The 25,266-nt window shown below is 69.2% G+C and carries 24 protein-coding genes; 14 read left to right on the top strand and 10 right to left on the bottom strand.

Annotated elements, in window-relative coordinates:
* Window positions 1–1,575, bottom strand: a complete 1,575-nt coding sequence (locus A5730_RS01355; RefSeq protein WP_067894574.1) for an NAD(P)/FAD-dependent oxidoreductase — start codon at window positions 1,573–1,575, stop codon at window positions 1–3.
* Between the two features lie 84 nt (window positions 1,576–1,659).
* Between A5730_RS01355 and A5730_RS01350 the strand changes: the two genes are divergently transcribed.
* Window positions 1,660–2,262 (top strand): TetR/AcrR family transcriptional regulator, encoded by a 603-nt coding sequence (locus tag A5730_RS01350; RefSeq protein ID WP_067894572.1) that lies wholly within the window; start codon window positions 1,660–1,662, stop codon window positions 2,260–2,262.
* A gap of 119 nt (window positions 2,263–2,381) precedes the next feature.
* Window positions 2,382–3,356 carry a class 1b ribonucleoside-diphosphate reductase subunit beta gene (gene nrdF / locus A5730_RS01345; protein ID WP_197281278.1) on the top strand — a complete coding sequence of 325 codons (975 nt, stop codon included), beginning with the start codon at window positions 2,382–2,384 and terminating at the stop codon, window positions 3,354–3,356.
* Between the two features lie 68 nt (window positions 3,357–3,424).
* Here nrdF and A5730_RS01340 read toward each other — a convergent pair whose 3' ends face one another.
* Window positions 3,425–3,994, bottom strand: a complete 570-nt coding sequence (locus A5730_RS01340) for a restriction endonuclease (protein ID WP_082946670.1) — start codon at window positions 3,992–3,994, stop codon at window positions 3,425–3,427.
* 152 nt (window positions 3,995–4,146) lie between these two features.
* On the opposite strand from A5730_RS01340, the gene A5730_RS01335 reads away from it, so the two are divergent.
* Window positions 4,147–4,578, top strand: coding sequence for a DUF3349 domain-containing protein (locus tag A5730_RS01335; protein ID WP_067894566.1), 432 nt, complete (start codon window positions 4,147–4,149; stop codon window positions 4,576–4,578).
* Here the strand turns inward: A5730_RS01335 and A5730_RS01330 are convergent.
* Together A5730_RS01330 and A5730_RS01325 are read right to left on the bottom strand one after the other, a co-directional pair.
* Complete coding sequence (locus tag A5730_RS01330; RefSeq protein ID WP_067894562.1) at window positions 4,573–5,613, bottom strand: NAD(P)-dependent alcohol dehydrogenase; 1,041 nt, start codon at window positions 5,611–5,613, stop codon at window positions 4,573–4,575. The genes A5730_RS01335 and A5730_RS01330 overlap by 6 nt on opposite strands.
* A 114-nt stretch (window positions 5,614–5,727) precedes the next feature.
* Window positions 5,728–6,804 (bottom strand): iron-siderophore ABC transporter substrate-binding protein, encoded by a 1,077-nt coding sequence (locus A5730_RS01325; protein WP_156745644.1) that lies wholly within the window; start codon window positions 6,802–6,804, stop codon window positions 5,728–5,730.
* Between the two features lie 203 nt (window positions 6,805–7,007).
* Between A5730_RS01325 and ctaD the strand changes: the two genes are divergently transcribed.
* The 8 genes from ctaD to A5730_RS01285 all read left to right on the top strand — a co-directional run bounded on the left by ctaD (window position 7,008) and on the right by A5730_RS01285 (window position 15,519).
* Window positions 7,008–8,768: a cytochrome c oxidase subunit I gene (gene ctaD / locus A5730_RS01320; RefSeq protein WP_067894780.1), complete on the top strand. Its 1,761-nt coding sequence runs from the start codon at window positions 7,008–7,010 to the stop codon at window positions 8,766–8,768.
* A 15-nt stretch (window positions 8,769–8,783) separates the two neighbouring features.
* A complete protein-coding gene (gene serB, locus A5730_RS01315; protein WP_067894552.1) occupies window positions 8,784–10,022 on the top strand; it encodes a phosphoserine phosphatase SerB in 1,239 nt (412 codons plus the stop codon).
* Window positions 10,023–10,157: 135 nt separating this feature from the next.
* Window positions 10,158–11,003 (top strand): ABC transporter ATP-binding protein, encoded by an 846-nt coding sequence (locus A5730_RS01310; protein WP_067894549.1) that lies wholly within the window; start codon window positions 10,158–10,160, stop codon window positions 11,001–11,003.
* Window positions 11,000–11,833, top strand: coding sequence for an NUDIX hydrolase (locus A5730_RS01305; protein WP_067894546.1), 834 nt, complete (start codon window positions 11,000–11,002; stop codon window positions 11,831–11,833). Before A5730_RS01310 ends, A5730_RS01305 begins: the two co-directional genes overlap by 4 nt.
* Window positions 11,830–12,594: an enoyl-CoA hydratase gene (locus A5730_RS01300; RefSeq protein ID WP_067894774.1), complete on the top strand. Its 765-nt coding sequence runs from the start codon at window positions 11,830–11,832 to the stop codon at window positions 12,592–12,594. The genes A5730_RS01305 and A5730_RS01300 overlap by 4 nt, the downstream gene beginning before the upstream one ends.
* 10 nt (window positions 12,595–12,604) lie before the next feature.
* Entirely contained in the window at window positions 12,605–13,579 is a 975-nt protein-coding gene (locus A5730_RS01295; RefSeq protein WP_067894543.1) for a class I SAM-dependent methyltransferase, read from the top strand.
* Window positions 13,537–14,766: an SAM-dependent methyltransferase gene (locus tag A5730_RS01290; protein ID WP_067894777.1), complete on the top strand. Its 1,230-nt coding sequence runs from the start codon at window positions 13,537–13,539 to the stop codon at window positions 14,764–14,766. Before A5730_RS01295 ends, A5730_RS01290 begins: the two co-directional genes overlap by 43 nt.
* Window positions 14,767–14,835: 69 nt before the next feature.
* Window positions 14,836–15,519: an esterase gene (locus A5730_RS01285; protein ID WP_067894540.1), complete on the top strand. Its 684-nt coding sequence runs from the start codon at window positions 14,836–14,838 to the stop codon at window positions 15,517–15,519.
* Window positions 15,520–15,521: 2 nt separating this feature from the next.
* Here A5730_RS01285 and A5730_RS01280 read toward each other — a convergent pair whose 3' ends face one another.
* Both A5730_RS01280 and A5730_RS01275 read right to left on the bottom strand, forming a co-directional pair.
* Window positions 15,522–16,013, bottom strand: coding sequence for a DUF6264 family protein (locus A5730_RS01280; protein WP_369829844.1), 492 nt, complete (start codon window positions 16,011–16,013; stop codon window positions 15,522–15,524).
* Window positions 15,928–17,205, bottom strand: a complete 1,278-nt coding sequence (locus A5730_RS01275; protein WP_197506096.1) for a PQQ-binding-like beta-propeller repeat protein — start codon at window positions 17,203–17,205, stop codon at window positions 15,928–15,930. The genes A5730_RS01280 and A5730_RS01275 overlap by 86 nt, the downstream gene beginning before the upstream one ends.
* A gap of 138 nt (window positions 17,206–17,343) precedes the next feature.
* Here A5730_RS01275 and A5730_RS01270 point away from each other — a divergent pair, with 138 nt between their 5' ends.
* Entirely contained in the window at window positions 17,344–18,081 is a 738-nt protein-coding gene (locus tag A5730_RS01270; RefSeq protein ID WP_067894534.1) for an acyltransferase, read from the top strand.
* Here the strand turns inward: A5730_RS01270 and A5730_RS01265 are convergent, their stop codons facing one another.
* The 4 genes from A5730_RS01265 to A5730_RS01250 all read right to left on the bottom strand — a co-directional run bounded on the left by A5730_RS01265 (window position 18,082) and on the right by A5730_RS01250 (window position 22,647).
* Window positions 18,082–18,633: a DUF4333 domain-containing protein gene (locus tag A5730_RS01265; RefSeq protein ID WP_055403977.1), complete on the bottom strand. Its 552-nt coding sequence runs from the start codon at window positions 18,631–18,633 to the stop codon at window positions 18,082–18,084.
* Between the two features lie 115 nt (window positions 18,634–18,748).
* Window positions 18,749–20,077, bottom strand: coding sequence for a deoxyribodipyrimidine photo-lyase (locus tag A5730_RS01260; protein WP_067894532.1), 1,329 nt, complete (start codon window positions 20,075–20,077; stop codon window positions 18,749–18,751).
* A gap of 3 nt (window positions 20,078–20,080) precedes the next feature.
* Window positions 20,081–20,560, bottom strand: coding sequence for a TspO/MBR family protein (locus tag A5730_RS01255; RefSeq protein WP_067894529.1), 480 nt, complete (start codon window positions 20,558–20,560; stop codon window positions 20,081–20,083).
* A complete protein-coding gene (locus tag A5730_RS01250; RefSeq protein ID WP_067894526.1) occupies window positions 20,557–22,647 on the bottom strand; it encodes an MMPL family transporter in 2,091 nt (696 codons plus the stop codon). Before A5730_RS01250 ends, A5730_RS01255 begins: the two co-directional genes overlap by 4 nt.
* A 163-nt stretch (window positions 22,648–22,810) precedes the next feature.
* Here A5730_RS01250 and fni point away from each other — a divergent pair, with 163 nt between their 5' ends.
* Both fni and A5730_RS01240 read left to right on the top strand, forming a co-directional pair.
* Entirely contained in the window at window positions 22,811–23,842 is a 1,032-nt protein-coding gene (gene fni / locus A5730_RS01245) for a type 2 isopentenyl-diphosphate Delta-isomerase (protein ID WP_067894771.1), read from the top strand.
* Between the two features lies 1 nt (window position 23,843).
* Window positions 23,844–25,094, top strand: coding sequence for a glycosyltransferase (locus A5730_RS01240; protein WP_067894523.1), 1,251 nt, complete (start codon window positions 23,844–23,846; stop codon window positions 25,092–25,094).
* Window positions 25,095–25,266 lie beyond the last annotated feature (172 nt).

The following is a 25,266-nucleotide window of genomic DNA, read 5'->3' as shown; positions in this document are numbered from 1 at the left end:
CTAGGCGACGCGGGCGTTCAGATGCTTGAGGGCCGCCTCGGCGCCGTTCCATCCGGGGATGCCGGTCACGCCGGGGCCCGGGTGCGTGCACTGACCGCACAGGAAGAGCCCGTCCACCGGGGTGGCGAACTTGTCGGCGCCCTCGACCACGCGGCCGGTCCACAGTTGATTGGGCTGCAACAGCCCGTGTGAGTAGTCGCCGGCGTGGGCGCTGAACGTGCTGCCGAAGTAGCGGTTGGAAAACACCACGCGGTTGGTGACCGATTCGGCGAACCCGGGCGCGAACTTGTCGAATATCCCCACGCAGGTGTCCGCGTATTGCTCCTTCCAGCTTCGGTTTTCGTCGGCGTCCAGGCCGGTGGGGAAGTAGGGCGTGAAAATCGTTGCGCTGTGCTTGCCTTCGGGTGCCAGCGTCGAGTCCACCATGCTCGGTATGTACAGGTAGGTGGGCGGGGCGTCGGGCAGCTGCCCCTTGCGGTACTGCTCCCACGCGTCGCTGATGTACTCCGGCGAAGGCGCATAGGCGACCGTCGGGCACCACTGCCCGTTGTCATGCATGAACGGCTGCAGCCGCTCGATCCATTGCGGGGCCTGGTCGATCGTCAGGTGGGCCTGGATGTATCCCAGGTTGAAGTTGATCTCCTTGACCTTGCGGATGTAGTCGGGCGGGAAGTGTTGCGCGCCGGACAGATTCACGAACGTGGTGTACGGGTCGAGCGAGGAGAGCACGGCGTCGGCGGAGATCGTTGTGCCGTCGCGCAATTCGACTCCGGTGGCCCGCCCGTCGGTGACCAGGATGTGCTTGACATGGTGCTTGAGGCGCACCTCGGCGCCCAGCGATTCGGCGCGGCGGCACAGCGCCGCGCTCAACGAGCCGATGCCGCCACGCGGCATGATGTATTCGACGTTGCCGCCCCCGATCAGGTAGTGGTACAGCGTCGACGCGTTGGAGCCGGGGGTCCAGGGCCCGCCGTCGAAGGCGTCGATGGACATCGCGGCCAGCGACCCCTGGATGCAGCGGCCCTGCTCGGGCGCGAGGAACCGGCGGACCGTGTCCATCGTGCTCCCGTACCACATCTGGGCGAAGTCATGCCGGTCCTCGGGCGTGGGCTGCGTGGCGATCACCTCGATGATGTCGAGCGGTGGCCCGAACGCCGAGTCGACGAAATACGGTGCGAACCGCCCGATGTGGGCGAACAGGCCGCCCAGGGCCGCCGCGGTCTCGGCGCCGTGGTCGTCCAGCAGGTGGCGGGTCATCCGCTCGAGGTCGTTGTACATCACGAAGGGGGCGTCTTCGGCATCGCCGAACGTGCACGTCGACGTCCACTGGTTCATCAGCTCGAAGCCCCATTTGGTCAGCTCGAGGCGCTCGGTCATCTCCTGGCGCCAGATCAGGACCGCCCAGGCGCCCACGCTGTGTTTGTAGCCGTCGAACAGCTCGCGGGTCGCGGCCATCCCGCCCAGGAAGTTGGCCCGTTCCAGGACAAGGACTTTGGCGCCGCCCTTTGCCAGCACATTGGCCGCGACCAGGCCGTTGTGGCCCGCTCCGATGATGATTGCGTCGTAGTCGGCCATGGCGACTCCTCACGTTGGGCTGAACGCACAATGTCATACCTGACATATTTGCGTCAACGGTGACATTTGGTGTGTGCTTATCGCATGGAGTCTCGGAGCCGGCGTACCCGTCAGGCGCTGCAACAGGCGGCGATGAAGCGCTTCGTCGCCGACGGCGTGCACCAGACGAGCGTCGCGGACATCGCCGCCGACGTCGGAGTCACCGAACGCACCTTCTATCGGCACTTCCCGTCGAAACACGCGGTGATCTTCGCCGACTACGACATCGGCTTCGAGTGGTTCGCCCGCGCGCTGGCGTTGCGCCCCCACGGCGAGCCGATCACCGCATCGGTGCGAAAAGCGGTGGATGCCTTCCCATTTGATTTCGCGATGGTCCGGGAGGCGGCGACCATCCGGTCGCGCGACCTCGACCAGGACATCATCAGCACGCACATCCGGCGGATGCGCGATCAGGTGGCCGACGAGATCGCCCGCTTCATTCACGCACGCTCGGCACCCACCGCCGACGGCGCCATGATCGCCGACATCGCGGCGCACAGCCTGGCCACGGCGGTGTTCGTCGCGCTGGAAGCGTGGATGGGCAAGGGTGGGGAAGACATCGATGAACTGAGCCGCCTCACCGACATGGCGCTGAGCGCCCTGGAGGACGGGCTGACCCGCACGCTGCGCGACGCGGGGTTGGACTGACGGAAGCGACCACGACACGCAAACACAACGTCTTGTGTTCCGCCCCCTTGTCGTACCCCAGGGGTAGTGTTTGAGCTCTAATCGACTGCAGGCAAAACGTGTGGTGAAGTGGGGTTCTGGTGACCGAAAACATGAAGCTGATTGACCGCGTTTCGGCGATCAACTGGAACCGGCTGCAGGACGAGAAGGACGCCGAGGTCTGGGACCGGCTGACCGGGAACTTCTGGCTGCCCGAGAAGGTGCCGGTGTCCAACGACCTGCCGTCGTGGGCGACGCTGACCCCGGGTGAGAAGCAGCTGACCATGCGGGTGTTCACCGGGCTGACGCTGCTGGACACCATTCAGGGCACGGTCGGCGCGGTCAGCCTGATCCCGGACGCGCTGACCCCGCACGAGGAAGCCGTCTACACCAACATCGCGTTCATGGAGTCGGTGCACGCGCGCAGCTACAGCAACATCTTCTCCACCCTGTGCTCGACGGCCGAGATCGACGACGCGTTCCGCTGGTCGGAGGAGAACCCGAACTTGCAGCGCAAGGCCGAGATCGTCATGCAGTACTACAAGGGCGACGAGCCGCTCAAGCGCAAGGTGGCCTCGACGCTGCTGGAGAGCTTCCTGTTCTATTCGGGCTTCTACCTGCCGATGTACTGGTCGAGCCGGGCCAAGCTGACCAACACCGCCGACATGATCCGGCTGATCATCCGCGACGAGGCCGTGCACGGCTACTACATCGGCTACAAGTACCAGCGTGGGCTGGCGCTGGTCGACGAGGACAAGCGCACGGAGCTCAAGGACTACACCTACGAGCTGCTGTTCGAGCTCTACGACAACGAGGTGGAGTACACCCAGGACCTCTACGACCAGGTCGGGCTGACCGAGGACGTCAAGAAGTTCCTGCGCTACAACGCCAATAAGGCGCTGATGAACCTCGGCTACGAGGCGCTGTTCCCCCGCGACGAGACCGACGTCAACCCGGCGATCCTGTCCGCGCTGTCGCCCAACGCCGACGAGAACCACGACTTCTTCTCCGGTTCGGGGTCCAGCTACGTGATCGGCAAGGCCGTCGTCACCGAGGACGAGGACTGGGACTTCTAGGCCCCTAGCTCAGGGAATCGGGCCGGCCACACACGTCGGGGGGGAGGGACTGGGGCCGGCCCGATCCTCTATTCAGACACCGGCTGCGCCGGTTTTCTTCCCGCGGGATCCTTGGCGCTCCCGGCGGGCGGCGGCACCCAGGCCCGTAGGACCTTGCGGCCGATCAATTGGCAACCGTGGGTGTGCGCCAGTTGCTTTGCGGCCCTGGTGAATTCGCGATTGCTCACCACGACGCTGCGGGCGCATCCGTGATGGCGGGCTCCGGAGACCACCTGCTGGACGGCCGCGACGCCGACGGCTTTGCCATAGCGCTTGCATTGAACCGCCACCGAGTGGCCGTCCTTCTCGGCGATCAGGTCGACGCCGTAGTCGCCGACCGCCGGGGTGAACGTGACCCGCCAGCCGGCCCGGCGCAGGCGGGCGGCCACGTAGCCCTCGAACTCGACCCCGTCCATGGCGTCCACCGCCCGCAGGGTGGCGTCGGCGCGACCCCCACGCGGCCACCGACGCCGCGTCGCCCAGCCGAACAGCGCCTCGACCAGCAGCAGCAGGTAGAACGTCGCGAATCCCATTCCGAAGCTGTGCTCGAGGACGCCGACGACCAGCGCACCCGCCAGGGGGAGGACGACGAGCGCCATGAGCACGCCTCGATGGTAAGGACCGGCGCCGACAACACCGGCCGGCGCCGCGCCCGGGGCCGACATGTTCGGCCAGTGAACGGCGTATGAATTGTGCGGACGGAGCGACGGGCCGGTAGCGCCGGTGCTGCCCGTGCCCTGACACTGTCCTGGTGACGAAAACCGCATCCTCGGACCACCGCCACCACTTCGCTCGTTCCGTCATTCGGTGGCTGCAGGTCGGCTACCCGGACGGCGTCCCCGGCCCGGACCGCGTGCCGCTGATGGCCCTGCTGCGCAGCACGCCGCTGACCGAAGACCAGATCCGCGAGGTGGTGCGCGGCATCACCGCGAAGGAAGGCTCCCCGGAGACGATCGATCACCCGATCGAGCGCGACGAGATCGCCGAATTCATCTCGGACATGACGCAATTCGACGCCGGCAAGGAAAACATCATCCGGGTGGCCGCCACGCTGGCCGCGGCCGGATGGCCCCTGGCCGGCATCGACGTCAGCGAGGTCGTTCCCGACGACGAATTCGCCGAGGCCGCCGAGACCGCGGCCCGCGGCTCCGAGGCCGAAGAGGCCTCGGAGGTCGCGTCATAGCTTCGAGATGTCGATGACGAAGCGGTAGCGCACGTCGCTCGCCAGGACGCGCTCGTACGCCTCGTTGATGTAATCCGGGTCGATCAGCTCGATTTCGGGCGTCACGTCGTGCTCGGCGCAGAAGTCCAGCATCTCCTGGGTTTCGGCGATCCCACCGATGTTCGACCCGGAGAGGCTGCGCCGGGCCAGCGCCAGCGCGAACGCCCCCACCTCCATGGGGTGCTCGGGGATGCCCAGCTCGACGAGGGTGCCGTCGACGTCGAGCAGGCTGAGGTAGTCGTTCAGCTTCAGGTTCGCCGAGACGGTGTTGAGCATCAGGTCGAAGCTGCCGCGCAACTTCTTGAAGGTGTCGGGGTCGGCGGTGGCGTAGTAGTGCTTGGCGCCCAGCCGCAGCCCGTCTTCCATCTTCTTCAGCGACTGCGACAGCACCGTCACCTCGGCGCCCATCGCCGCGCCGAGCTTGACGCCCATGTGGCCCAGGCCGCCGAGGCCGATGATCGCCAACCGGGTGCCCTCGCCGGCCTTCCAGTGCCGCAGCGGCGAGAACAGCGTGATCCCGGCGCACAGCAGCGGCGCTGCCTTGTCCAGGGGCAGCGAGTCGGGGATGCGTAGGACGAAGTTCTCGTCGACGACGATCGCCTGGCTGTAGCCGCCCTGCGTCGGCGTGCCGTCCTTGTCGGTGGAGTTGTAGGTGAAGGTCGCGCCGTTCTTGCAGTACTGCTCGAGGCCGTTCTTGCAGCTGCTGCAGTGACCGCAGGAGTTCACCATGCAACCGACGCCGACGTGGTCGCCGACCTGGTACTTGGTGACCTCGGAGCCCACCGCGCTCACCACGCCGGCGATCTCGTGGCCCACGACCACCGGGTAGTTCGGCACGCCCCACTCGCCCTTGGCCGTGTGGATGTCGGAGTGGCAGATGCCGGCGAACTTGATGTCGATGGCCACGTCGTGCGGGCCGGGTTCGCGGCGCTCGATGGTGGTCTTGGTCAATGGTTCGGTTGCCGAGGTCGCGGCGTAGGCCGAAACAGTGCTCATGAATATCCCTCTTCGAAATGGTTCCGTCGTAAAAAGTTTAGCTAAGGTAATGTTCCCGGGCCACCGGGGGCGCTAGGGATCACATCAGGAGGGCGGGTACCCGCTCGCGGCGCGCTAATTGATGGGCGCGTTGACCAGTCGCAGGTCGTCGACGATGCCGCGGGCCGCGATCAGGCCCTCGCCGGTTTGCCAGATCTCGTCGTTGACGATGTAGACGCGATTGTCGTGGTTGGCCGACAGCTTGCGCCACGGGTTGCTGTCCAGCAGGGTCGCGGCGCGCTGGGCGGCCGCCGGTGACGCGCACGACACGTAGACGACGTCGGCGTCGGCGGCGGAGAAGTCCGGGTTCTTGGCCAGGTCGGCGTCGCTGGCGCCGATCTCGATGTACGGCTTGTCGGTGAACCGTTGGGCTGCCGGCCGGTCCACCCCGACGGCGCCGAGCACGCTGGCCGGGAAGTTGTTGGTGCCGTAGATCCGGACCGTGTCGGTGGTCAGCTGCACGATGGAGGCTTGGAAATGGGAGGCGTCGTGCCGGGCGCCGACGTCGCCGGCCCGCTGCGAAAAACCCGTGAGCAGGGCGTCGGCCGCGCCGCCGCGCGCCGTCGCGGCGCCCACGCCCCGCACGTTGTCTTCCCACGCCGCGCCCGGCGCCGCGGTGAACACCGTCGGGGCGATCGCGGCCAGCTGCGGATACAGCTTCGGCGTCAGACCCTGCGAACCGAGGATCAGGTCGGGGTGGGCCGCCGCGATCCCGGCCAGGTCGGGGTTGCTGCGGGTCCCGACGCCCGCGACGCCGCGCACCGCGGTGCCCAGGTAGGCGGGCTGGCTTGAGGAACCGTCCGGCAGCGCCGCGCCGACCACCCGCGACTGCAGGCCCAGCGCGCACAGCGTGTCGAGCTGGTCGCCGGACAGCACCACGATGCGCTGCGGCTCGGCGGGCACCTGCACCACGTCGGGATTCACGCCGGCCGCGTTGCGGGCCTGTCGCGTCTTCGGCCCAGGATCGGGCGCTGCGGCGTCCCGGGCGCACGATTCGTCCGGGCGGCGGTCGTTTCCGAGCACGCCGGCGCCCGCGATCTGGGTGGTGGGGGTGACCAGCGAGGGGGTGGACGCCTTGCCGCCCGGTTTGCCGGATCCGCAACCGCTGCACGCGACGGCGACGGCGGCCGCAAGCGCGGCGGCCGCGCGCAGGTACGCGGGTCGGGTCACGCCGAAAAGCACGCGTCAGACGCTAACACCCGCCGCCGGTGCCCCCGGCGCGCCGAACCGACACGCCGCCCCGCCGACCCATTTACGACAGTTTGTAGGACCAGCCCTGACGTCGCCATGATCGGCGGTTAAGATTCGAGTCAGCTCTGTTTTTTGGGCCCCTGTCCTACTGTTTGGAGAAGCTGTTGACAGCCGAAGCGCCCCCCTTGGGAGAACTCGAGGCCGTTCGTCCGTACCCAGACCGGACCGGTCCCAAAGGGAACCTCGTCTACAAACTGGTAACGACCACCGATCACAAGATGATCGGCATCATGTACACGGTCACCTGCTTCGTCTTCTTCTTCATCGGCGGACTGATGGCCCTGTTGATGCGCACCGAGCTGGCCGCGCCGGGACTGCAGTTCCTGTCGAATGAGCAGTACAACCAGCTGTTCACCATGCACGGCACGATCATGCTGCTGCTGTATGCCACCCCGGTGGTGTTCGGCTTCGCCAACCTGGTGCTGCCGCTGCAGATCGGCGCGCCCGACGTGGCATTCCCCCGGCTGAACGCCTTCTCGTTCTGGCTGTTCCTCTTCGGCGGCCTGACCGCGTCGGCCGGCTTCATCGTCCCGGGCGGGGCCGCGGACTTCGGCTGGACGGCCTACACGCCGCTGTCGGACGCCGTCCACTCCCCCGGAGCCGGCGGGGACCTGTGGATCACCGGCCTGATCGTCGCCGGTCTGGGCACCATCCTGGGCGCGGTCAACATGATCACCACCGTGATCTGCATGCGCGCGCCCGGCATGACGATGTTCCGGATGCCGATCTTCACCTGGAACATCCTGGTGACGTCGATCCTGATCCTGATCGCCTTCCCGATCCTGACCGCCGCGCTGTTCGGGCTGGCCGCCGATCGACATCTAGGGGCCCACGTCTACGACGCGGCCAACGGCGGGGTTCTGCTGTGGCAGCACCTGTTCTGGTTCTTCGGCCATCCCGAGGTGTACATCATCGCGCTGCCGTTCTTCGGCATCATCACCGAGATCATCCCGGTCTTCTCCCGCAAGCCGGTATTCGGTTACACCACCCTGGTTTACGCGACGCTGTCCATCGCCGCGTTGTCGGTCGCGGTGTGGGCGCACCACATGTTCGCCACCGGAGCCGTTCTGCTGCCGTTCTTTTCGTTCATGACCTATCTGATCGCCGTGCCGACCGGGATCAAGTTCTTCAACTGGATCGGCACCATGTGGAAGGGGCAAATCACCTTCGAGACCCCGATGCTGTTCTCGGTGGGCTTTTTGGTGACCTTCCTGCTGGGCGGTCTGACCGGGGTGATGCTGGCCAGCCCGCCGCTGGACTTCCACGTCACCGACACCTACTTCGTCGTCGCGCACTTCCACTACGTGCTGTTCGGGACGATCGTGTTCGCCACGTTCGCCGGCGTGTACTTCTGGTTCCCGAAGATGACCGGCCGGCTGCTGGACGAGCGGCTGGGCAAGCTGCACTTCTGGTTGACCTTCATCGGCTTCCACACCACCTTCCTGGTGCAGCACTGGCTGGGCGACATGGGCATGCCGCGCCGCTACGCCGACTACCTGCCCTCGGATGGCTTCCAGCCCTACAACATCGCCTCCACGGTCGGCGCCTTCATCCTGGGCGCGTCGATGTTCCCGTTCGTCTGGAACGTCTTCAAGAGCTGGCGCTACGGCGAGGTCGTGACCGTCGACGACCCGTGGGGCTACGGCAACTCCCTGGAGTGGGCGACCAGCTGCCCGCCGCCGCGGCACAACTTCACCGAGCTGCCCCGGATCCGTTCGGAGCGCCCGGCTTTCGAGCTGCACTACCCGCACATGGTGGAGCGGCTGCGCGCCGAGGCGCACGTCGGGCGCCACGCCACGGCCCTCGAGTCACCGAAGGGCTTCGGTCCGCGCACCGAGCCCGATCGCTCGACGCCTGAACAGTAGCGGCGGTAGCCGCAGGTGAATTCACCACCGAAGGTGTCGGTACTGATCACCGTCACCGGTGTGGACCAACCGGGCGTCACCTCGGCCCTCTTCGAGGCCCTCTCCCGGCATGGCGTCGAGTTGCTCAACGTCGAACAGGTGGTGATCCGGCACCGCCTGACGCTCGGCGTGCTGGTGTGCTGCCCCGCCGACGTCGCCGACGGGACGGACTTGCGCCGTGACGTCGAATCGGCGATTCGCGGGGTGGGCCTCGACGTCAGCATCGAGCGCAGCGAGGACGTGCCGATCATCCGGGATCCCTCGACCCACACCATCTTCGTGCTGGGCCGGCCCATTACCGCCGGCGCGTTCGGCGCGGTGGCGCGGGTGGCGGCCGGCCTCGGCGTGAACATCGACCTGATTCGCGGGGTCTCCGACTATCCGGTGACCGGCCTCGAGCTGCGGGTCTCGGTGCCCCCCGGCTCGGATGCCGCGCTGCGGACCGCCCTGAACCAGGTGTCGGCCGAGGAGCGCATCGACGTCGCCGTCGAGGACTACACCCTGGAGCGGCGGGCCAAGCGGCTGATCGTGTTCGACGTGGACTCGACGCTGGTGCAGGGCGAAGTCATCGAGATGCTGGCCGCCCGGGCGGGTGCCGAGGGGAAGGTCGCCGCCATCACCGAGGCCGCCATGCGGGGCGAGCTGGATTTCGCGCAGTCCCTCGAACAGCGGGTGGCCACCCTGGCGGGGCTGCCGGCGAGCGTGATCGACGAGGTCGCCGAGCAACTCGAGCTGATGCCCGGCGCGCGGACGACGCTGCGGACCTTGCGGCGCTTGGGTTTTCACTGCGGCGTGGTTTCCGGCGGCTTCCGCGGGATCATCGAGCCGTTGGCCGAGGAGCTGATGCTGGACTACGTCGCGGCCAACGAGCTGGAGATCGTCGACGGCAAATTGACCGGGCGCGTCGTCGGCCCGATCATCGACCGCGCCGGCAAGGCCACCGCGTTGCGCGACTTCGCGGAGCGGGCCGGGGTGCCGATGGCGCAGACCGTCGCCGTCGGCGACGGCGCCAACGACATCGACATGCTGGCCGCGGCGGGGCTCGGGGTGGCGTTCAACGCCAAGCCGGCGCTGCGTGAGGTGGCCGACGCCTCGCTGAGCCACCCGTACCTGGACACCGTGCTGTTCCTGCTGGGCGTGACGCGCGGCGAAATCGAGGCCGCCGACGCGGTGACCGGCGAGGTGCGCCGGGTGGAAATCCCGCCCGAGGGGTAGCGATCGCGAGCGCGGCAATGGCGCGAGCAGACAGAAAATCGCATGATCCAAGCCACTTTCGTGCGATTTTGCGTCTGGTGGCCGGAGCGGTGACCCGGCAGGTGCCGGACGGCCGCGGTACGGCACGATGAGCGGGTGCCCGCCGACCAAACGAACGAGGCAGCCGACCCCGATCTGCTGATCGATTTCAGGAACGTGTCGCTGCGGCGCGGCGGCAACTCCCTCGTCGGGCCGGTCGATTGGGCGGTCGAACTCGACGAGCGCTGGGTCATCGTCGGCCCCAACGGGGCCGGCAAGACGTCCCTGCTGCGCATCGCCGCGGCGGCCGAACACCCCTCGTCGGGCGTGGCCTTCGTGCTCGGCGAGCGGCTGGGCCGGGTGGACGTCTCGGAGTTGCGGTCCCGGATCGGGCTCAGCTCGTCGGCGCTCGCGCAGCGCGTGCCGACCGACGAGGTGGTGCGCGACTTGGTGGTGTCGGCCGGCTACGCGGTGCTGGGCCGGTGGCGGGAGCGCTACGAGGACGTCGACTACCGCCGGGCCATCGACATGCTGGAGAGCCTCGGCGCCGAGCACCTCGCGGACCGCACCTACGGAACGCTGTCGGAAGGCGAGCGCAAGCGGGTGTTGATCGCCCGCGCGCTGATGACCGACCCCGAGCTGCTGCTGCTCGACGAGCCCGCCGCCGGCCTGGACCTGGGCGGGCGCGAGGAGTTGGTGGCGCGGCTGGCCGACCTGGCGGCCGACCCCGACGCTCCCGCGCTGGTGCTGGTCACCCACCACGTCGAGGAGATCCCGCCGGGTTTCAGCCACTGCATGCTGCTGTCCGAGGGCCAGGTGGTCGCCGCGGGGTTGCTGACCGACGTGCTGACCGGCGAGAACCTGTCCACCGCGTTCGGCCAGTCGATCGCCCTCGACGTGGTCGACGGGCGCTATTTCGCCCGCCGCGTCCGCACCCGCGCAGCTCACCGGAGGCAGCTATGACCTCACCGACCGAAGAGGCCCCGCTGGTCCCGCGCCCGGCGGCGACCGTGATGCTCGTCCGCGACGACCCGGCGGGCTCACAAACCGGGCTAGCCGTCTTCCTGATGCGCCGCCACGCCAAGATGGAGTTCGCCGCGGGCACGATGGTGTTCCCCGGCGGCGGCGTCGACGACCGGGACCGCAACGCCGACATCGCGTGGGCCGGCCCCCCGCCGCAGTGGTGGGCGCAGCGCTTCGGCATCGAGCCGGACCTGGCCGAGGCGCTGGTGTGCGCCGCGGCCCGGGAGACGTTCGAGGAATCCGGGGTGTTGTTCGCGGGACCGGCGGGTGACCCGGACGGCATCGTCGGTGACGCGTCGGTGTACGCCGATGCCCGCCGCGCGCTGGCCGACGGGACGCTGTCGTTCGCGGACTTCCTGCGCCGCGAGAACCTCGAGCTGCGTTCGGATCTGCTGCGGCCGTGGGCCAACTGGGTCACCCCGGAAGCGGAGCGCACCCGCCGCTACGACACCTACTTCTTCGTGGGCGCCCTGCCCGAGGGGCAGCGGGCCGACGGCGAGAACACCGAATCCGACCGCGCCGGCTGGACGACGCCCCAGGCGGCCATCGAAGACTTCTCCGCCGGCCGATGCTTCCTGCTGCCGCCGACGTGGACCCAGCTGGACTCGCTGGCCGGCCGGACCGTCGCGGAGGTGCTGTCCGTCGAGCGGCAGATCGTGCCGGTGCAGCCGCACCTGGAGATCCAGGGCGACAACTGGGTGTTCGAGTTCTTCGACTCCGACCGCTACCACCAGGCGCGCGAGGCCGGCGGGATGGGGTGGCGGCATTGAGCGAGTTCGTCAGCACCGTGGTCAGCGACGGCTCGCAGGACGCCGGGCTGGCCATGCTGCTGCTGTCGCGTCCGCCGACGAACGCGATGACCCGCCAGGTCTACCGGGAGATCGTGGCCGCGGCCGGCGAGCTGGGGGAGCGCGACGACGTGGCGGCCGTCATCCTGTTCGGCGGCCACGAGATCTTCTCCGCCGGCGACGACATGCCCGAGCTGCGCACGCTGAGCGCGCCGGAGGCCGAGACGGCGGCCCGGGCCCGCCAGCAGGCCATCGAGGCCGTGGCGGGCATCCCCAAGCCGACCGTCGCCGCGATCACCGGGTACGCCCTGGGCGCCGGGCTCACGCTGGCCCTGGCCGCCGACTGGCGCGTCAGCGGCGACAACGTGAAGTTCGGCGCGACCGAGATCCTGGCCGGCCTCGTCCCGGGTGGCGACGGGATGGCCCGCCTGACCCGCGCGGCGGGGGCGAGTAAGGCCAAGGAACTGGTGTTCAGCGGCCGGTTCTTCGACGCCGAGGAGGCGCTGGCGCTGGGCCTGATCGACGAGATGGTGGCCCCCGACGACGTGTACGACGCGGCCGCCGCGTGGGCGCGCCGCTTCCTCGAAGGCCCCCGGCCCGCGCTGGCCGCCGCGAAGGCGGGCATCAACGACGTGTTCGAGCTGGATCCCGCTGATCGGGGCGCGGCCGAGCGGCGCCGTTACGTCGAGGTGTTCGCCGCTGGTCAGACCGGCGAAGAGGACTCCGGATCCGCCGCCCGTTAGGCTGCCCTGCATGACGACGAGTTCGACCGACGCCGTGCCCAACCCCCATGCCACGGCCGAGCAGGTGGAGGCGGCCAGGCACGACAGCAAGCTGGCCCAGGTGCTCTACCACGATTGGGAAGCCGAGTCCTACGACGAGAAGTGGTCGATCTCGTACGACCAGCGCTGCGTGGATTATGCCCGGGACTGCTTCGACGCGATCGTGCCCGACGAGGTCCTGCGCGAGCTGCCCTACGACCGAGCCCTCGAATTGGGCTGCGGCACCGGCTTTTTCCTGCTCAACCTGATCCAGTCCGGGGTGGCCCGGCGCGGGTCGGTCACCGACCTGTCACCCGGGATGGTCAAGGTCGCCACCCGCAACGGCCAGTCGCTGGGACTGGACATCGACGGCCGGGTCGCGGACGCCGAGGGAATTCCCTACGACGACAACACCTTTGACCTGGTGGTCGGGCACGCCGTGCTGCACCACATCCCCGATGTCGAGCTCGCGCTGCGCGAGGTGGTCCGGGTGCTGCGGCCCGGCGGGCGGTTCATCTTCGCCGGTGAGCCGACCACGGTCGGCGACACCTACGCCCGCACGTTGTCCACCCTGACCTGGCGCGTCGCGACGAACGTCACCAAGCTGCCCGGTCTGGACGGCTGGCGGCGGCCCCAGGCCGAGCTCGACGAATCCTCGCGCGCCGCGGCGCTGGAGGCCGTCGTCGACCTGCACACGTTCACGCCAGGCGACCTGGAGCGGTTGGCCGGCAACGCCGGTGCGACCGAAGTGCAAACGGCCACCGTGGAATTCACCGCCGCCATGCTGGGCTGGCCGCTGCGCACGTTCGAATGCGCGGTGCCGCCCGGGCGACTGGGCTGGGGCTGGGCGAAGTTCGCCTTCAACAGCTGGAAGGCGCTGAGTTGGCTGGACGCCAACGTCATGCGGCACCTGGCGCCGAAGGGCTGGTTCTACAACGTGATGATCACCGGGGTCAAGCCCTCCTGAGTGACGGCCTGGTTTTCGGCGCCGAGGACGTCCGTTATCTGCGGTCGGAGCCGGGCGCCGCGGCGCTGGCCACCGTCGCCGCACTCGAGCTGACCGACGCCACCCGGGTCGCCGACATCGCCGCCGCGCGGGCCCGCTTCGGCGACCGGACGGCGGTGTTGGTGGAGACGACGTTGCTGCGCCGCCGCGCCGCCGAGAAGCTCGGTGAGCTGGGCGCCGCGAATTGGTTGTTCACCGACGAGGCGCTGCAGCAGGCGACCGCGGCCCCGGTGGCCATGCATCGGGCCCGCCGGCTCGCCGAGGCCGGTGTCGCCGTGCACGACGCGACCTGTTCGATCGGCACCGAGTTGGCCGCGCTGCGGTGCGCCGGCGTTCGTGCGGTGGGCAGCGACCTCGACTGGGTCCGGCTGGCGATGGCGCGGCACAACCTGGGGGAGGCGGCCCCGCTCTGCCGCGCCGACGCGCTGGCGCCGGTGATCGGCGCCACCGCGGTGCTCGTAGACCCGGCGCGCCGTGCCGGCGGGCGGCGCCGCTTCCGCATCGACGACTACCAACCGGCCCTGGGTGCCTTGGTCGACACCTACCGCAGCCGCGACCTCATCGTAAAATGCTCTCCCGGAATAGATTTCGACGAAGTGTACCGCCTCGGCTTCGACGGCGAGATCGAGGTGACATCGCATCGGGGCTCGGTGCGGGAAGCGTGCCTGTGGTCGGCCGGACTGGCGCGGCGCGGCGTCCGCCGGCGGGCGACGGTCCTCGATCGCGGCGAGCAGATCACCGACACCGACCCCGACGACTGCCCGGTGCGACCGGTGGGGCGATGGATCGTCGACCCCGACGGCGCGGTGGTCCGGGCGGGGCTGGTGCGCCACTACGGCGCGCGCCACGGGCTGTGGCAACTCGACCCCAACATCGCCTACCTGTCGGGCGATGAGCCGCCGCCGGGGGTCCGGGGCTTCGAGGTGCTCGAGCAACTGGCGTTCAACGAGCGGCGGCTGCGCCAGGCGTTGTCGGCGCTGGACTGCGGGACGCTGGAGGTCTTGGTGCGCGGCGTGCCGGTCGACCCCGACGCGCTGCGGCGCCGGATGCGGCTGCGCGGCGGCCGGGCCCTGTCGGTGGTCATCACCCGCATCGGGCCGCGGGCCGGCGGTCGCGCGGCGGCGTTCGTCTGCCGTCCCTCGCGATAGCGCCCGGTAGGCTGGTGCGACACTCTGCCAGGCGTCCAGCCCCGCCTAACCTGCAAGGACAACGGAAGAATGCGTTTTCTGATAGCGGCCGTGGTGCTCGCATCGGCGGCCCTGTTGGGTTGGCCGGCGGCCGCCGCGCCACCGTCGTGTGCCAGCGTCGGCGGCACCCTCGAGGACGGTCAGATGTGCCGCGTGCGCGGCACCGGCCCCACCTACACGCTCAACATGGCGTTTCCCGCCGACTATCCCGACGAGCAGGCGCTGATCGACTACGTCATGCAGAACCGGGACGGTTTCGTCAACGTCGCCCAGAGTTCGGGGTCGCGCGATCAGCCCTACCAGCTCGAGGCCACCACCGAGCAACGCAGTTCCGGGCAGCCGCCGCACAACACCCGCAGCGTGGTGCTCAAGTTCTTCCAGGACCTCGGCGGGGCGCACCCGTCGATCTGGTACAAGGCGTTCAACTACAACCTCGGCACGAAGCAGCCCATCACCTTCGACACCTTGTTCGCGCCGGGCACCACGCCGCTGGACAGCGTCTTTCCGATCGTGCAGCGCGACCTTGAACACCAGACCCCGTTGGGCGCAGCGATTCTGCCGTCGACCGGGCACGACCCGACGCACTATCAGAACTTCGCCATCACCGACGACGAGCTGATCTTCTACTTCGCGCCCGGTGAGATCCTGCCGGCCTTTGCCGGGCCGGTGCAGGCCCGGGTGCCGCGCAACGTCATCCCGCCGCTGAACCTCTGACGCTAGACGGGGCCGGCCAACGTCTCCATCGCCGCGGCGCCGACCGCCAGCGCCACCTGCGCGACGCAGCCGAGCAGCGGGACGAAGAAGGCGGTCCGGCGCTTGGCCAGGCGGCGGATCGCTACGACCAGCGCAATGACGAAGAGGACGACGCCGCCGCCGATACCCAACACCATCGCGCGGTCGATCCACGCCGGGTCGCCGCATTTTCGGGTGCCGCACGGGTCGGTCCCCATGACGAACAGGCCCAGCAGGCCAACGGTGACCGCGATCAGGAAAGCCTGGGCGGCGAGCAGCAGCACGGTGGCGATGCGGTCGGCCGTCGGATTGCGCTGGCCTTCATGGGAGTAGGCGGTGATGGCGGCCTGCATCTCGTCGTCGGTGGGCATGGGCCCAGTATGGCCGCCCCTACTCGGGCGCGAAGCCGTAGACCTGGCCGTCGCTGGTCGCGGCCACCACGCGGCGGGCGGCGCCGACCGAGACCGCGACGGGATAGCCGGTGGCCGCCGGCAGGGGATAGCTGCCCTGCGTGTGGCCCGTGCCAGGGTCGAACACCAGTAGGGACATGCCGGGTGCGCCGTTCGCCCCCGGGCCGCTGACCACGGTGTAGCCGACGCCCGCGCCGGCCAGGCTCGACGACGACAGCGGGACGACGTCGTCGCGGCGCCACGCCGGATCTGCGTGATCGCCGGCGTCCTTGAACGCCGCCAACCGGGTGTCGGGGCCGCCGCCCGACACGACGAGGCCGTCGGGCGTGACCGCGGGCGGCGTCTGCGCCAGAAATCCCAGCGGCGCCGACCACTTCACTTTCCCGTCGGCGGCGTGCAGCGCCCACAGTCGTTCGTCGCGGCCGTTGACGTACACGGTTGACCCGTCGGCGGACAGCACCGGGCTGGCGATGACACCGGCGGCGACGGCGTCGCTGGTCCACTCCCGCGACAGCAGCGGCGTCTGGCCGGGGTGATACTTCAGCCCGACCAGCCCGGCGGTCGGCGCGCCCGGCTGCCACACGCCCAGCACCGCCATCTGGCTGGCCGCCGAGAAGGCCGGTGCGGCGGCCACCGGGCAGCCCTGCCGGGCCGGCGCGCAATCGGCCAGGCCCCGCGTCGCGTCCGTGGGATCGACGCCCTCCACCAGATCCATCGGGCTGCCGACCACCGCGCCGCGGTGCGCCTCGAAGACCAGCACCTGGCCCAGGTGCGTCGCGGCGAGCAGCTGCCCGTGCCCGAGAAACCTTGGCGTCAAAGGCATTCCGATCACCGGCTGTCGCCAGCGCGTCCACTGCGTGACCGGGAAGGAGAGGAAGGCGCCCGGCTGACCGACGTAGAGGTTGTCGAATCCGTCGAACAGGGGACCCGCGAAGCCGCCGCCCTGGAACAGCCGCACGCACCAGCGTTGCCGGCCGTTGTTGTCGTTCTCCCATTCCATCAGCGAGCACCCGGCCGGGGTCTGCGCGTTGAGGGCCAGGTAGCCGCGGGCGCTGAGCGCCGGGCCCGCCGCCAGGCCGCCCTTGACCGAGCGCGTCCACCGCAACGACAGCTTGGTGGCGCCACCGGTGGGCGTGTAGCTGCTGTTGGCCGCGTCGGCGTATTGCGCGGGCCAGCCCTGCGACGGCGCCGCGTCCACCCACGAATCGGTGTTGCCGCAACCGGCGAGCCCGCCGGACAGCGCGGCCGCGAACACCACAGACGACCAACGCCGAAGTTGTCGGGCAAGCACCTCGAAGTCCAAATCCTTCCGCGCCGCGGGCAGCGATCGAGTACAGGTGAGGGTAACCCGTGGCGGTTCGCGTGCCGGTGATTGCCCGCGTTAGGCTGTCCGGCTGTGACGAGCATGTGGGGTGCACCGGTCCACCGCCGCTGGCGTGGATCGAACCTGCGGGACCCGCGCCAGGCCAGGTTCCTCACGCTGGCCTCGCTGAAATGGGTGCTGCGCAACCGCGCGTACACGCCGTGGTACCTGGTGCGCTATTGGCGGCTGCTGAAGTTCAAGCTCGCCAACCCGCACATCATCACCCGCGGGATGGTGTTCTTGGGCAAGGGCGTCGAGATCCACGCGACGCCCGAACTGGCGCAGCTGGAGATCGGCCGGTGGGTGCACATCGGCGACAAGAACACCATCCGCGCGCACGAAGGCTCGCTGCGGTTCGGCGACAAGGTGGTGTTGGGCCGCGACAACGTCATCAACGCCTACCTCGACATCGAACTCGGCGACTCGGTGCTGATGGCCGACTGGTGTTACGTCTGCGACTTCGATCACCGCATGGACAACATCAACCTGCCGATCAAAGACCAGGGCATCGTGAAGTCGCCCGTGCGTATCGGGCCGGACACCTGGGTGGGGGTGAAGGTGACGGTGCTGCGCGGCACGGCGATCGGCCGGGGCTGCGTGCTCGGCTCACACGCGGTGGTCCGCGGGGTCATCCCCGACTACTCGATCGCGGTCGGTGCGCCGGCCAAGGTGGTCAAGAACCGTCAGCTGGCCTGGGAGAGTTCGACCGCCCAGCGGGCCGAGCTGGCCGCGGCGCTGGCCGACATCGAGCGAAAGAAGGCCGCTCGCTAACTAGCTGGCGGGTTCGGGATGGTCGTCCACCTTGAAGTCGAAGTTGACGTCGCCGGCGTCCACGTCGGTGACGGTCACCGCGATGCCGTATTTGTCGGTGCCGTCGACGAGTTGGCACCGCAGCGTCGCGCCCTGGACGCCCTTGAGGTTGTCGGGGCAGGTCACCGAGTCGGGCTTCCTGCCGACCTGCTGGGCCAGCTTGTTGCTGATGATGCTGGCGACCTGGTTCTTGTCGACCGTCTCGACCATGTCGAACTTGACGTCGTTGCCGTTCACGCTCGTCACGGTCACATTGACGTTGAAGGTTTGGTTCTTGACCTTCATCTCGCAATTCAGTTGCGCCCCAACCTTCGCGGGCAGATCGTTCGGGCAGTTCACCGAATCGGGCTTGTTGCCCGCGGCGTCGGTCAACTTCGAGGTGATCTGGCCCGCGACATCGCTCTTGCTGACCGAGTGCGAGGAGCCGACGGAGCACGAACAGGCGTTCACGCCCGCCAGCAATCCCGCTGCGGCACCAGAGATCAGCAACGTCCGAACGATGGGGTGTGACATCAGCGCCTCCCGAGCGGCTCAACGACGAATCGGCTGATAATCGCACGGGAAAACGGCTTCGGGTAGGCGATTGAGCAAACATTCACGCAAGCGACAATTCGCCGCGGAGCCTCGATCAGATGCTCTGGTAGCGCCGCAGCGCTTCGGCGCGCTCGGCGCCGTGGTCGACGATCGGGGCCGGGTAGCCCGCCGGCCGTTCGCTCTTGCGCAGGTGCGCATCGTCGACCGAGCGCAGCTCGGGCACCCACCGCCGGATGTACTCCCCGGACGGGTCGAACTTCTCGCCCTGGGTGGTCGGGTTGAACACCCGAAAGTACGGCGCGGCATCGGTGCCGCAGCCCGCGCACCACTGCCACCCGTGCTGGTTGTTGGCCATGTCGCCGTCGACGAGCTGATCGAGGAACCACTCGGCGCCCCACTGCCACGGCAGATGCAGGTCCTTGACCAGAAACGATGCGACGATCATCCGCACCCGGTTGTGCATGTAGCCGGTCTCGCGCAGTTGACGCATCCCGGCATCGACCAGTGGAAAGCCGGTTTCGCCGGCCTTCCACGACTCGAAGCGGCGTGTCGCTTCGGCGTCGGTGTCGGTGCGGATTCCGTCGAACTGCCGGTTCCAATTGCGCCAGGCGCTGGCCGGCCAGTGATGCAGCACGTCGGCGTAGAAGTCGCGAAACGCCAACTCGCGCAGGTAAGCCTGGGCACCGCCGTGACGAAGGTCGAGATCGGCGACCATGGTGCGCGGATGGATGGCACCGAACTTCAGGTACGCCGACATCCGGCTGGTGCCGTGCAAGTCGGGCCGGTTGCGTTCCTCATCATAGTGCTGTAATCCGTTGGCCACGAATGACTTCCACTGCTTGAGGGCCGCGGCGTCCCCGGCGGCCACGTCGAGTGCGGTGCCCGGATCGGGGATTTCGCATCGCTTGATCCGCACTTGCGCCGGATCGAGCCAGCGCGCGGGCTCGGCGCTCGTCTTAGCCGGTGCCCGCCAGCCGAATTCGCGCCATTGGCGCAGAAACGGGGTGAACACCTGGTAGGGCGTGCCGTCCTTTTTGGTGACCCGGCCCGGTGACACGAGGTACGGCGATCCCGTTGCTATCAGGGGAACGGAATCCAGCGCCGCACGCACTCGTTCGTCACGGCGCTTACCGTACGGCGCGAAGTCTTCGGAAACGTGCACCGCCGACGCGCCGATCTCCGTGGCGATGCGCGGGATCAGCTCCTCGGGCCGGCCGCGCGCCACCAGTAACCGGCCGTCGAGGTCGTCACGCAGTTGGCGCAGCGAGTCGCCCAGGAACTGCAGACGGCGCCGGCCCGACGACGCCTCGAGCTTGGGGTCGAGCACGAAGCAGGCGAGCGCTTCCCCGTCGCCGGCCGCGGCGTTGAGCGCCGGATGGTCACCCAACCGCAAGTCACGACGAAACCATAGGAGCGTCGGCATGATTCAGCGGTTGAGTCGCCAAATGTGGGTGGCCAGGACGGTCGCGAACGAACACCAGAGCGGGTACGCCGACAGGGCCAGCCCGGCCCGCGGGTCGGCCTGCGCGGCCCGGCGCGCAAGGTCGGCGCTGCTGGCCGTCAGCACGGCCGCACCGACCGCCGAGGCGCCCAGTTTGTGGAATCGGAAGAAGAGCCAACTCCATGAGGCGTTCAGGAGAAGGTTCACCCCGAGCGCGGTCGCGTAGCGGCGCGCCTTGTCGTGTCGGCCCGAGGCCCGAAACGCGTCGATGGTTTCCGCGGAGGTGACCGCGATGTCGCCGTAGAGGGTGGTCCATGCCACGGGGAAGGCGGCGCTGGGGGGCTGGTACGGCGGTTTGCGCAGCCGCGCATACCACGTGGAGACGCTGTTCGGGCTGGCGATGCTTCCCGATACGGCGGCGGTGGCGACGGCCAGACCCGTCGCCGCCAAAGTTGACCTGTTCACGCGGTGCTCCGTTCGTGTCGGTTGATTTGTGGTGCAAGGACTTTGGCGGGTTGCGGTTGGCTGGGCCACCAGATGCGATCACCGATGAGGGCGAACAGCGCCGGAATCACCAGCGTGCGGACCACGAACGTGTCCAGCAGGATGCCCAGGCCGACGATGATCCCCAGCTGGGTCAGCACGATCAACGGCAGCACGCCGAGCACGCAGAAGACGGCCGCCAAAACGATTCCCGCACTGGTGATGACGCCACCGGTGGCCGACACCGCGGCGACCATGCCGGCGCGTGCGCCGCGCTGTGCGGACTCCTCGCGGGCGCGGGTGACCAGAAAAATGGTGTAGTCCACGCCGAGGGCGGCCAGGAACAGGAAGGCGAACAAGGGCGTGCTGTTGTCCAGCGCCGGAAAACCGAAGACGTGGCTGCTGGCCCAGCCGCCCATGCCGAGCGCGGCCAGCGCGCCGAGGATGGTCGCGGCCAGCAGCGTGGGGGGAGCGAGCGCCGACCGCAGCAGGACGCAGAGGACGACCAGGATGACCGCGAGGATCGCCGGGATGAGCAGGTGCCGGTCATGGGTGGCCGCGTCGCGGACGTCGAGCGCCTGCGCGTCGGCCCCGCCGACCAGCGCCGCGGGGCTGGCGGACTTCGTCGTATCACGCAGCGCGGCAATGATATTGAACGCGCGCTCGGAAGACGGCGGCGCGTCGATCACCGCTGACCACCTGGTCAGCCCGGACGACGAGCGGCCCGATTCGGTCACCGACACCACTCCCGGGGTCGACGCGATGGCCTGCGGCACCGGCGAGGCGTCGGGGGCTATCACCACGGTGGGATTGGACAGGCCGGCCGGAAAATGCGCTGCCACAACCTCATAGCCGGTCACCGAGTCCGCGTGGACCCGGAACTGTTCGGTCTGCGACAGGCCGATTCGGGTGCCCAGCAGGCCGGTGGCCAACGCCGCCAGGCCCGCGATCGCGACCGTCGCGACCAGCGCCGGTCGCCGGTTCACCCACTCGCCGACGCGTTGCCAGGCGCCGGAATCCGGGGCCGGGCTATCCTCGGCGCGCGGAACGAAGGGCCAGAACAATCGCCGGCCGCACAGCGCAAGCAACGGCGGCAGGATCACCAGCGCGGACACCGCGGCGACCACCAGCCCGCACGCCGCCAGCGCGCCCAGGCTGCGCGTGCTGGGCGTCGAGGCGAACAGCAGGGTGAGCAACGCCAGCACCACGGTGGCGTTGCTGGCCACGATCGCCGGCCCGGCCATCCGCACCGCGCGGCGCAGGGCGTCTCGATGCGCGTCGTGGCGTCGCAGCTCCTGCCGGTAGCGGGAGATCAGCAGCAGCGCGTAGTTCGTGCCCGCCCCGAAGACCAGCACGCTGGTGATGCCGGACGTGGCGCCGTCGAAACTGAGACCGGTCAGCGGCGCCACGGCGGTGCCCACCGCGGCCGCGACCCGGTCGGCGAACCCGACCACCAGCAGCGGCACCAGCCACAGCACCGGTGAGCGGTACGTTGCGATCAGCAGCAGGGCCACCACCGACGCCGTCACCGCGAGCAGGGTCACGTTGGCGTTGGTGAACGCGCTGGCGATGTCGGCGCCGAACGCCGGGCCGCCGGTGACGTGGGCGCGCAGCTCCGCCGGCAGGCCGGTGGCCGCGGCCTTGCGCAGGTTCGCGACAGCGTCGCCGAGCGCGAGGCCCGACAGGTCGGCGCAGACGCACACCACCCCGATGGCGGCCTTGCCATCGGCGGATACCTGGGCCGGTGCGGGGGCGTCGCCCGGCTGGGCGGCGGCCTGCACGCGATCGCGGGCCGCTTGGGCGGCGGCGACGTCGACCGGGCGGAGTGCGGCGCCGTCGGCGCGGCTGACCACCACGATCAGTGGCAGCCGGTCCCCACCGGGGAATTGGCGGGCCATCGCGTCGACCCGAGCCGAATCCGAGCTGGTCGGCACCGACAGCGGGGCCTGGCCGGCCGCGGCGTTTGCGCCGACCAGGACGATGAAAACGATGCCCACGAGCGCGGCGCCCAGCGCGAACAGCCACGAGCGCCGTCCGGTTACGGCCGCGGCGACGCCATCCCACACCATGAGAGAAGTCTTTCAGTGTGTTAAACATTAATCAACTGAAATTTCGCACCGCCGCGGATAAGCTGGGCGGTACGCAATAAGGGGCACTATGGACATTATGGACGCGAGGGGGCGCGGGGTGAGCCGCGCCGAGGTGCCGGCCGCGACGTCCGAGTCGGCGCCGATGACCACTCGCAAGCGGCGGCACATCGACGTCTGCCTCGGCGAGCAGGTGAACTACGAGCACGTCAGCACCGGGTTGGAGCGCTACCAACTGCCCTACAACGCGCTGACCCAGACCAGCCTCGGGGACATCGACCTGTCGACGAAGTTTCTCGGTGGAAACCTGCGGGCCCCGCTTCTGATCGGTGCGATGACCGGCGGTGCCGAGCTGTCCGGGACGATCAACCGGAATCTGGCTGCGGCCGCTCAGCAACTCGGCATCGGGATGATGCTCGGCTCGCAACGAATCATGCTGGACAGCGCGATGGGGGAGCGGGCCGCGGCCAGTTTCGCGGTTCGCGACGTCGCCCCCGATGTCTTGCTGTTCGGCAACATCGGCCTGGCCCAGCTGACCAAGGACGCCGTGCCCGATCTCGCCAAGGCCCTCGACCGGGTGGGTGCCGATGCGCTTGCGGTGCACACCAACCCGCTGCAGGAGGCGATGCAGCGCAACGGTGACACCGACTTCTCCGGCTCGTTGGACAGGCTGCGGGATGCGGCCGACGCGATCGACTGCCCGGTGCTGCTCAAGGAGGTCGGCCACGGGATCGGCGGCGCGGCCGCCGCGGAACTCGTTGGGGCCGACGGGGACCTGCCGGTTTCCGCCATTGACGTCGCGGGCGCCGGCGGAACCTCGTGGTCACGCGTCGAGCAGTTCGTCCGGTACGGCGAGCTTCGTTACCCGCACCTGGCCGACTGGGGCATTCCGACCGCGCGGGCGATCGTCGAGGTGCGTGAGGTGCTGCCGGACATCCCGTTGGTGGCTTCCGGCGGCATTCGCACCGGCATGGACGCGGCCAAGGCGATCGCCCTGGGCGCCGACGTCGTCGCCGTGGCTCGACCGCTGCTGCCCGCGGCGATCGAATCCGCTGCGGCAGTTGTCGATTGGCTGCAGCCGTTCATCGATGAGCTTCGGGTCTGCCTGCACGGCTGTGGTGCCGCGAGCCTTTCGGGGCTGCGCTCCGTCGACCTCACGCCCGCGCCGTCGCCCTGACATGGCGGTGATACTGGCCTACGGGTCGCCGGCCCTGGGGCACCTGCTGCCGCTCGGCGCGCTGTTGGCCGAGCTGGCCGGCCGTGGTCACCAGGTTCACGCGCGCACCATGTCGGCGGGCGTGCCGACGCTGTGCGGCGTCGGCGTCCACGCCGATCCGGTCCACCCGGACATCGAGGCGATCGTCAGCGAGGACTGGAGGGCGCGAAACGCGCTGGGAGTACTGAAGTTAACGATCGACGTGCTCTGCCGTCGTGCGGTGCTCGAAGTTCAGGATTTGCGGCGCGCGGTGGATGCGGTCCGGCCCGATGTGATCATCGTGGACGCGAACTGCTGGGGGGCGATGTCGGCCGCCGACGCAGGCCACATCCCGTGGCTGGTGTTCTCGCCGTTCACGCCGTACCTGCGGTCCCGCGGCGTGCCGCCCTTCGGTCCGGGGCTGCGCCCGTTGCCGGGCCTGCTCGGCGACGCGCGGGACGCCTCGGTGCGGCCGATCGTGCGGCATCTCTTCGACCGGCCGATGTTGCCGCGGATCAACGTCATTCGCGCCGAGCTGGGGCTGCCGCCCGTTGCGTCGGTCGACGGCTTTCTGCGGCGAGCGCCGCTGCTCCTGGCCGTCGGCGGCGAGCCCTTCGAGTACCCGCATCCCGGATGGGCCGGTCTGGTTCACCACATCGGCGCGTGCGCATTCGAACCGGCGGAGGCCGGCACGCCGGATTGGGTGAGTGCCATCGAGCGGCCGGTGGTGCTGGTCAACACCTCGTCGATCAGGCAGTCCGACGCCGAGCTGGGGCGGATTGCGTTGCGCGCGTTAGCCGATGAGCCCGTCCACGTGGTGGCGACCTTCCCGGCGGGCATTCCCCCGGATCTGCCGCGACCATCCAACGCGACCGTATGCCGCTTCGTCCCGCACGGTGCGGTACTGCCGCGGGCCGGCTGCGCCATCACCCACGGCGGGATGGGAACGACGCTGAAGGCACTTGACCGCGGCGTGCCCGTCTGCGTCGTGCCGTTCGCGCGGGACCAGGCCGAAGTTGCTCGACGGGTGGAAGTCGCTCGCTGCGGCACCCGCCTGGCGGCCAAAGATCTCAGCCCGGCGCGGTTGAGGGCGAAGGTGCGCGCGGCGATGACGATGGGGGACGGCGCGCGGCGAGTGGCCGAAGGATTCGCCGCGACCGGGGGTGTGGCACGCGGGGCCGACCTGATCGAGCAGCGGGTGCTGGGGCCCGCAGCCCAGCGGCCGGTGCGCTAGGTGTACTCGGCCAACAGGTTGGTAGCAGGCGTGTCGGCTTGATGTGAAGAGAACCCCCGGGTGGGGTGTGGCTTGTCGAAGGCCCATACCTATTCCGGAGGTTCTCGTGTCCCACCGTAATGCCCGTACGACGTTTCAGGGGCGGCTGCTGATTGTGCAGCGCTACCGGCAG

The sequence above is a fragment of the Mycobacterium sp. ACS4054 genome (genome assembly GCF_001667275.1).
GTDB lineage: Bacteria > Actinomycetota > Actinomycetes > Mycobacteriales > Mycobacteriaceae > Mycobacterium.
The sequence above is the reverse complement of the archived record's forward strand: the minus strand, read 5'-3'. Positions and strand labels throughout refer to the sequence as shown.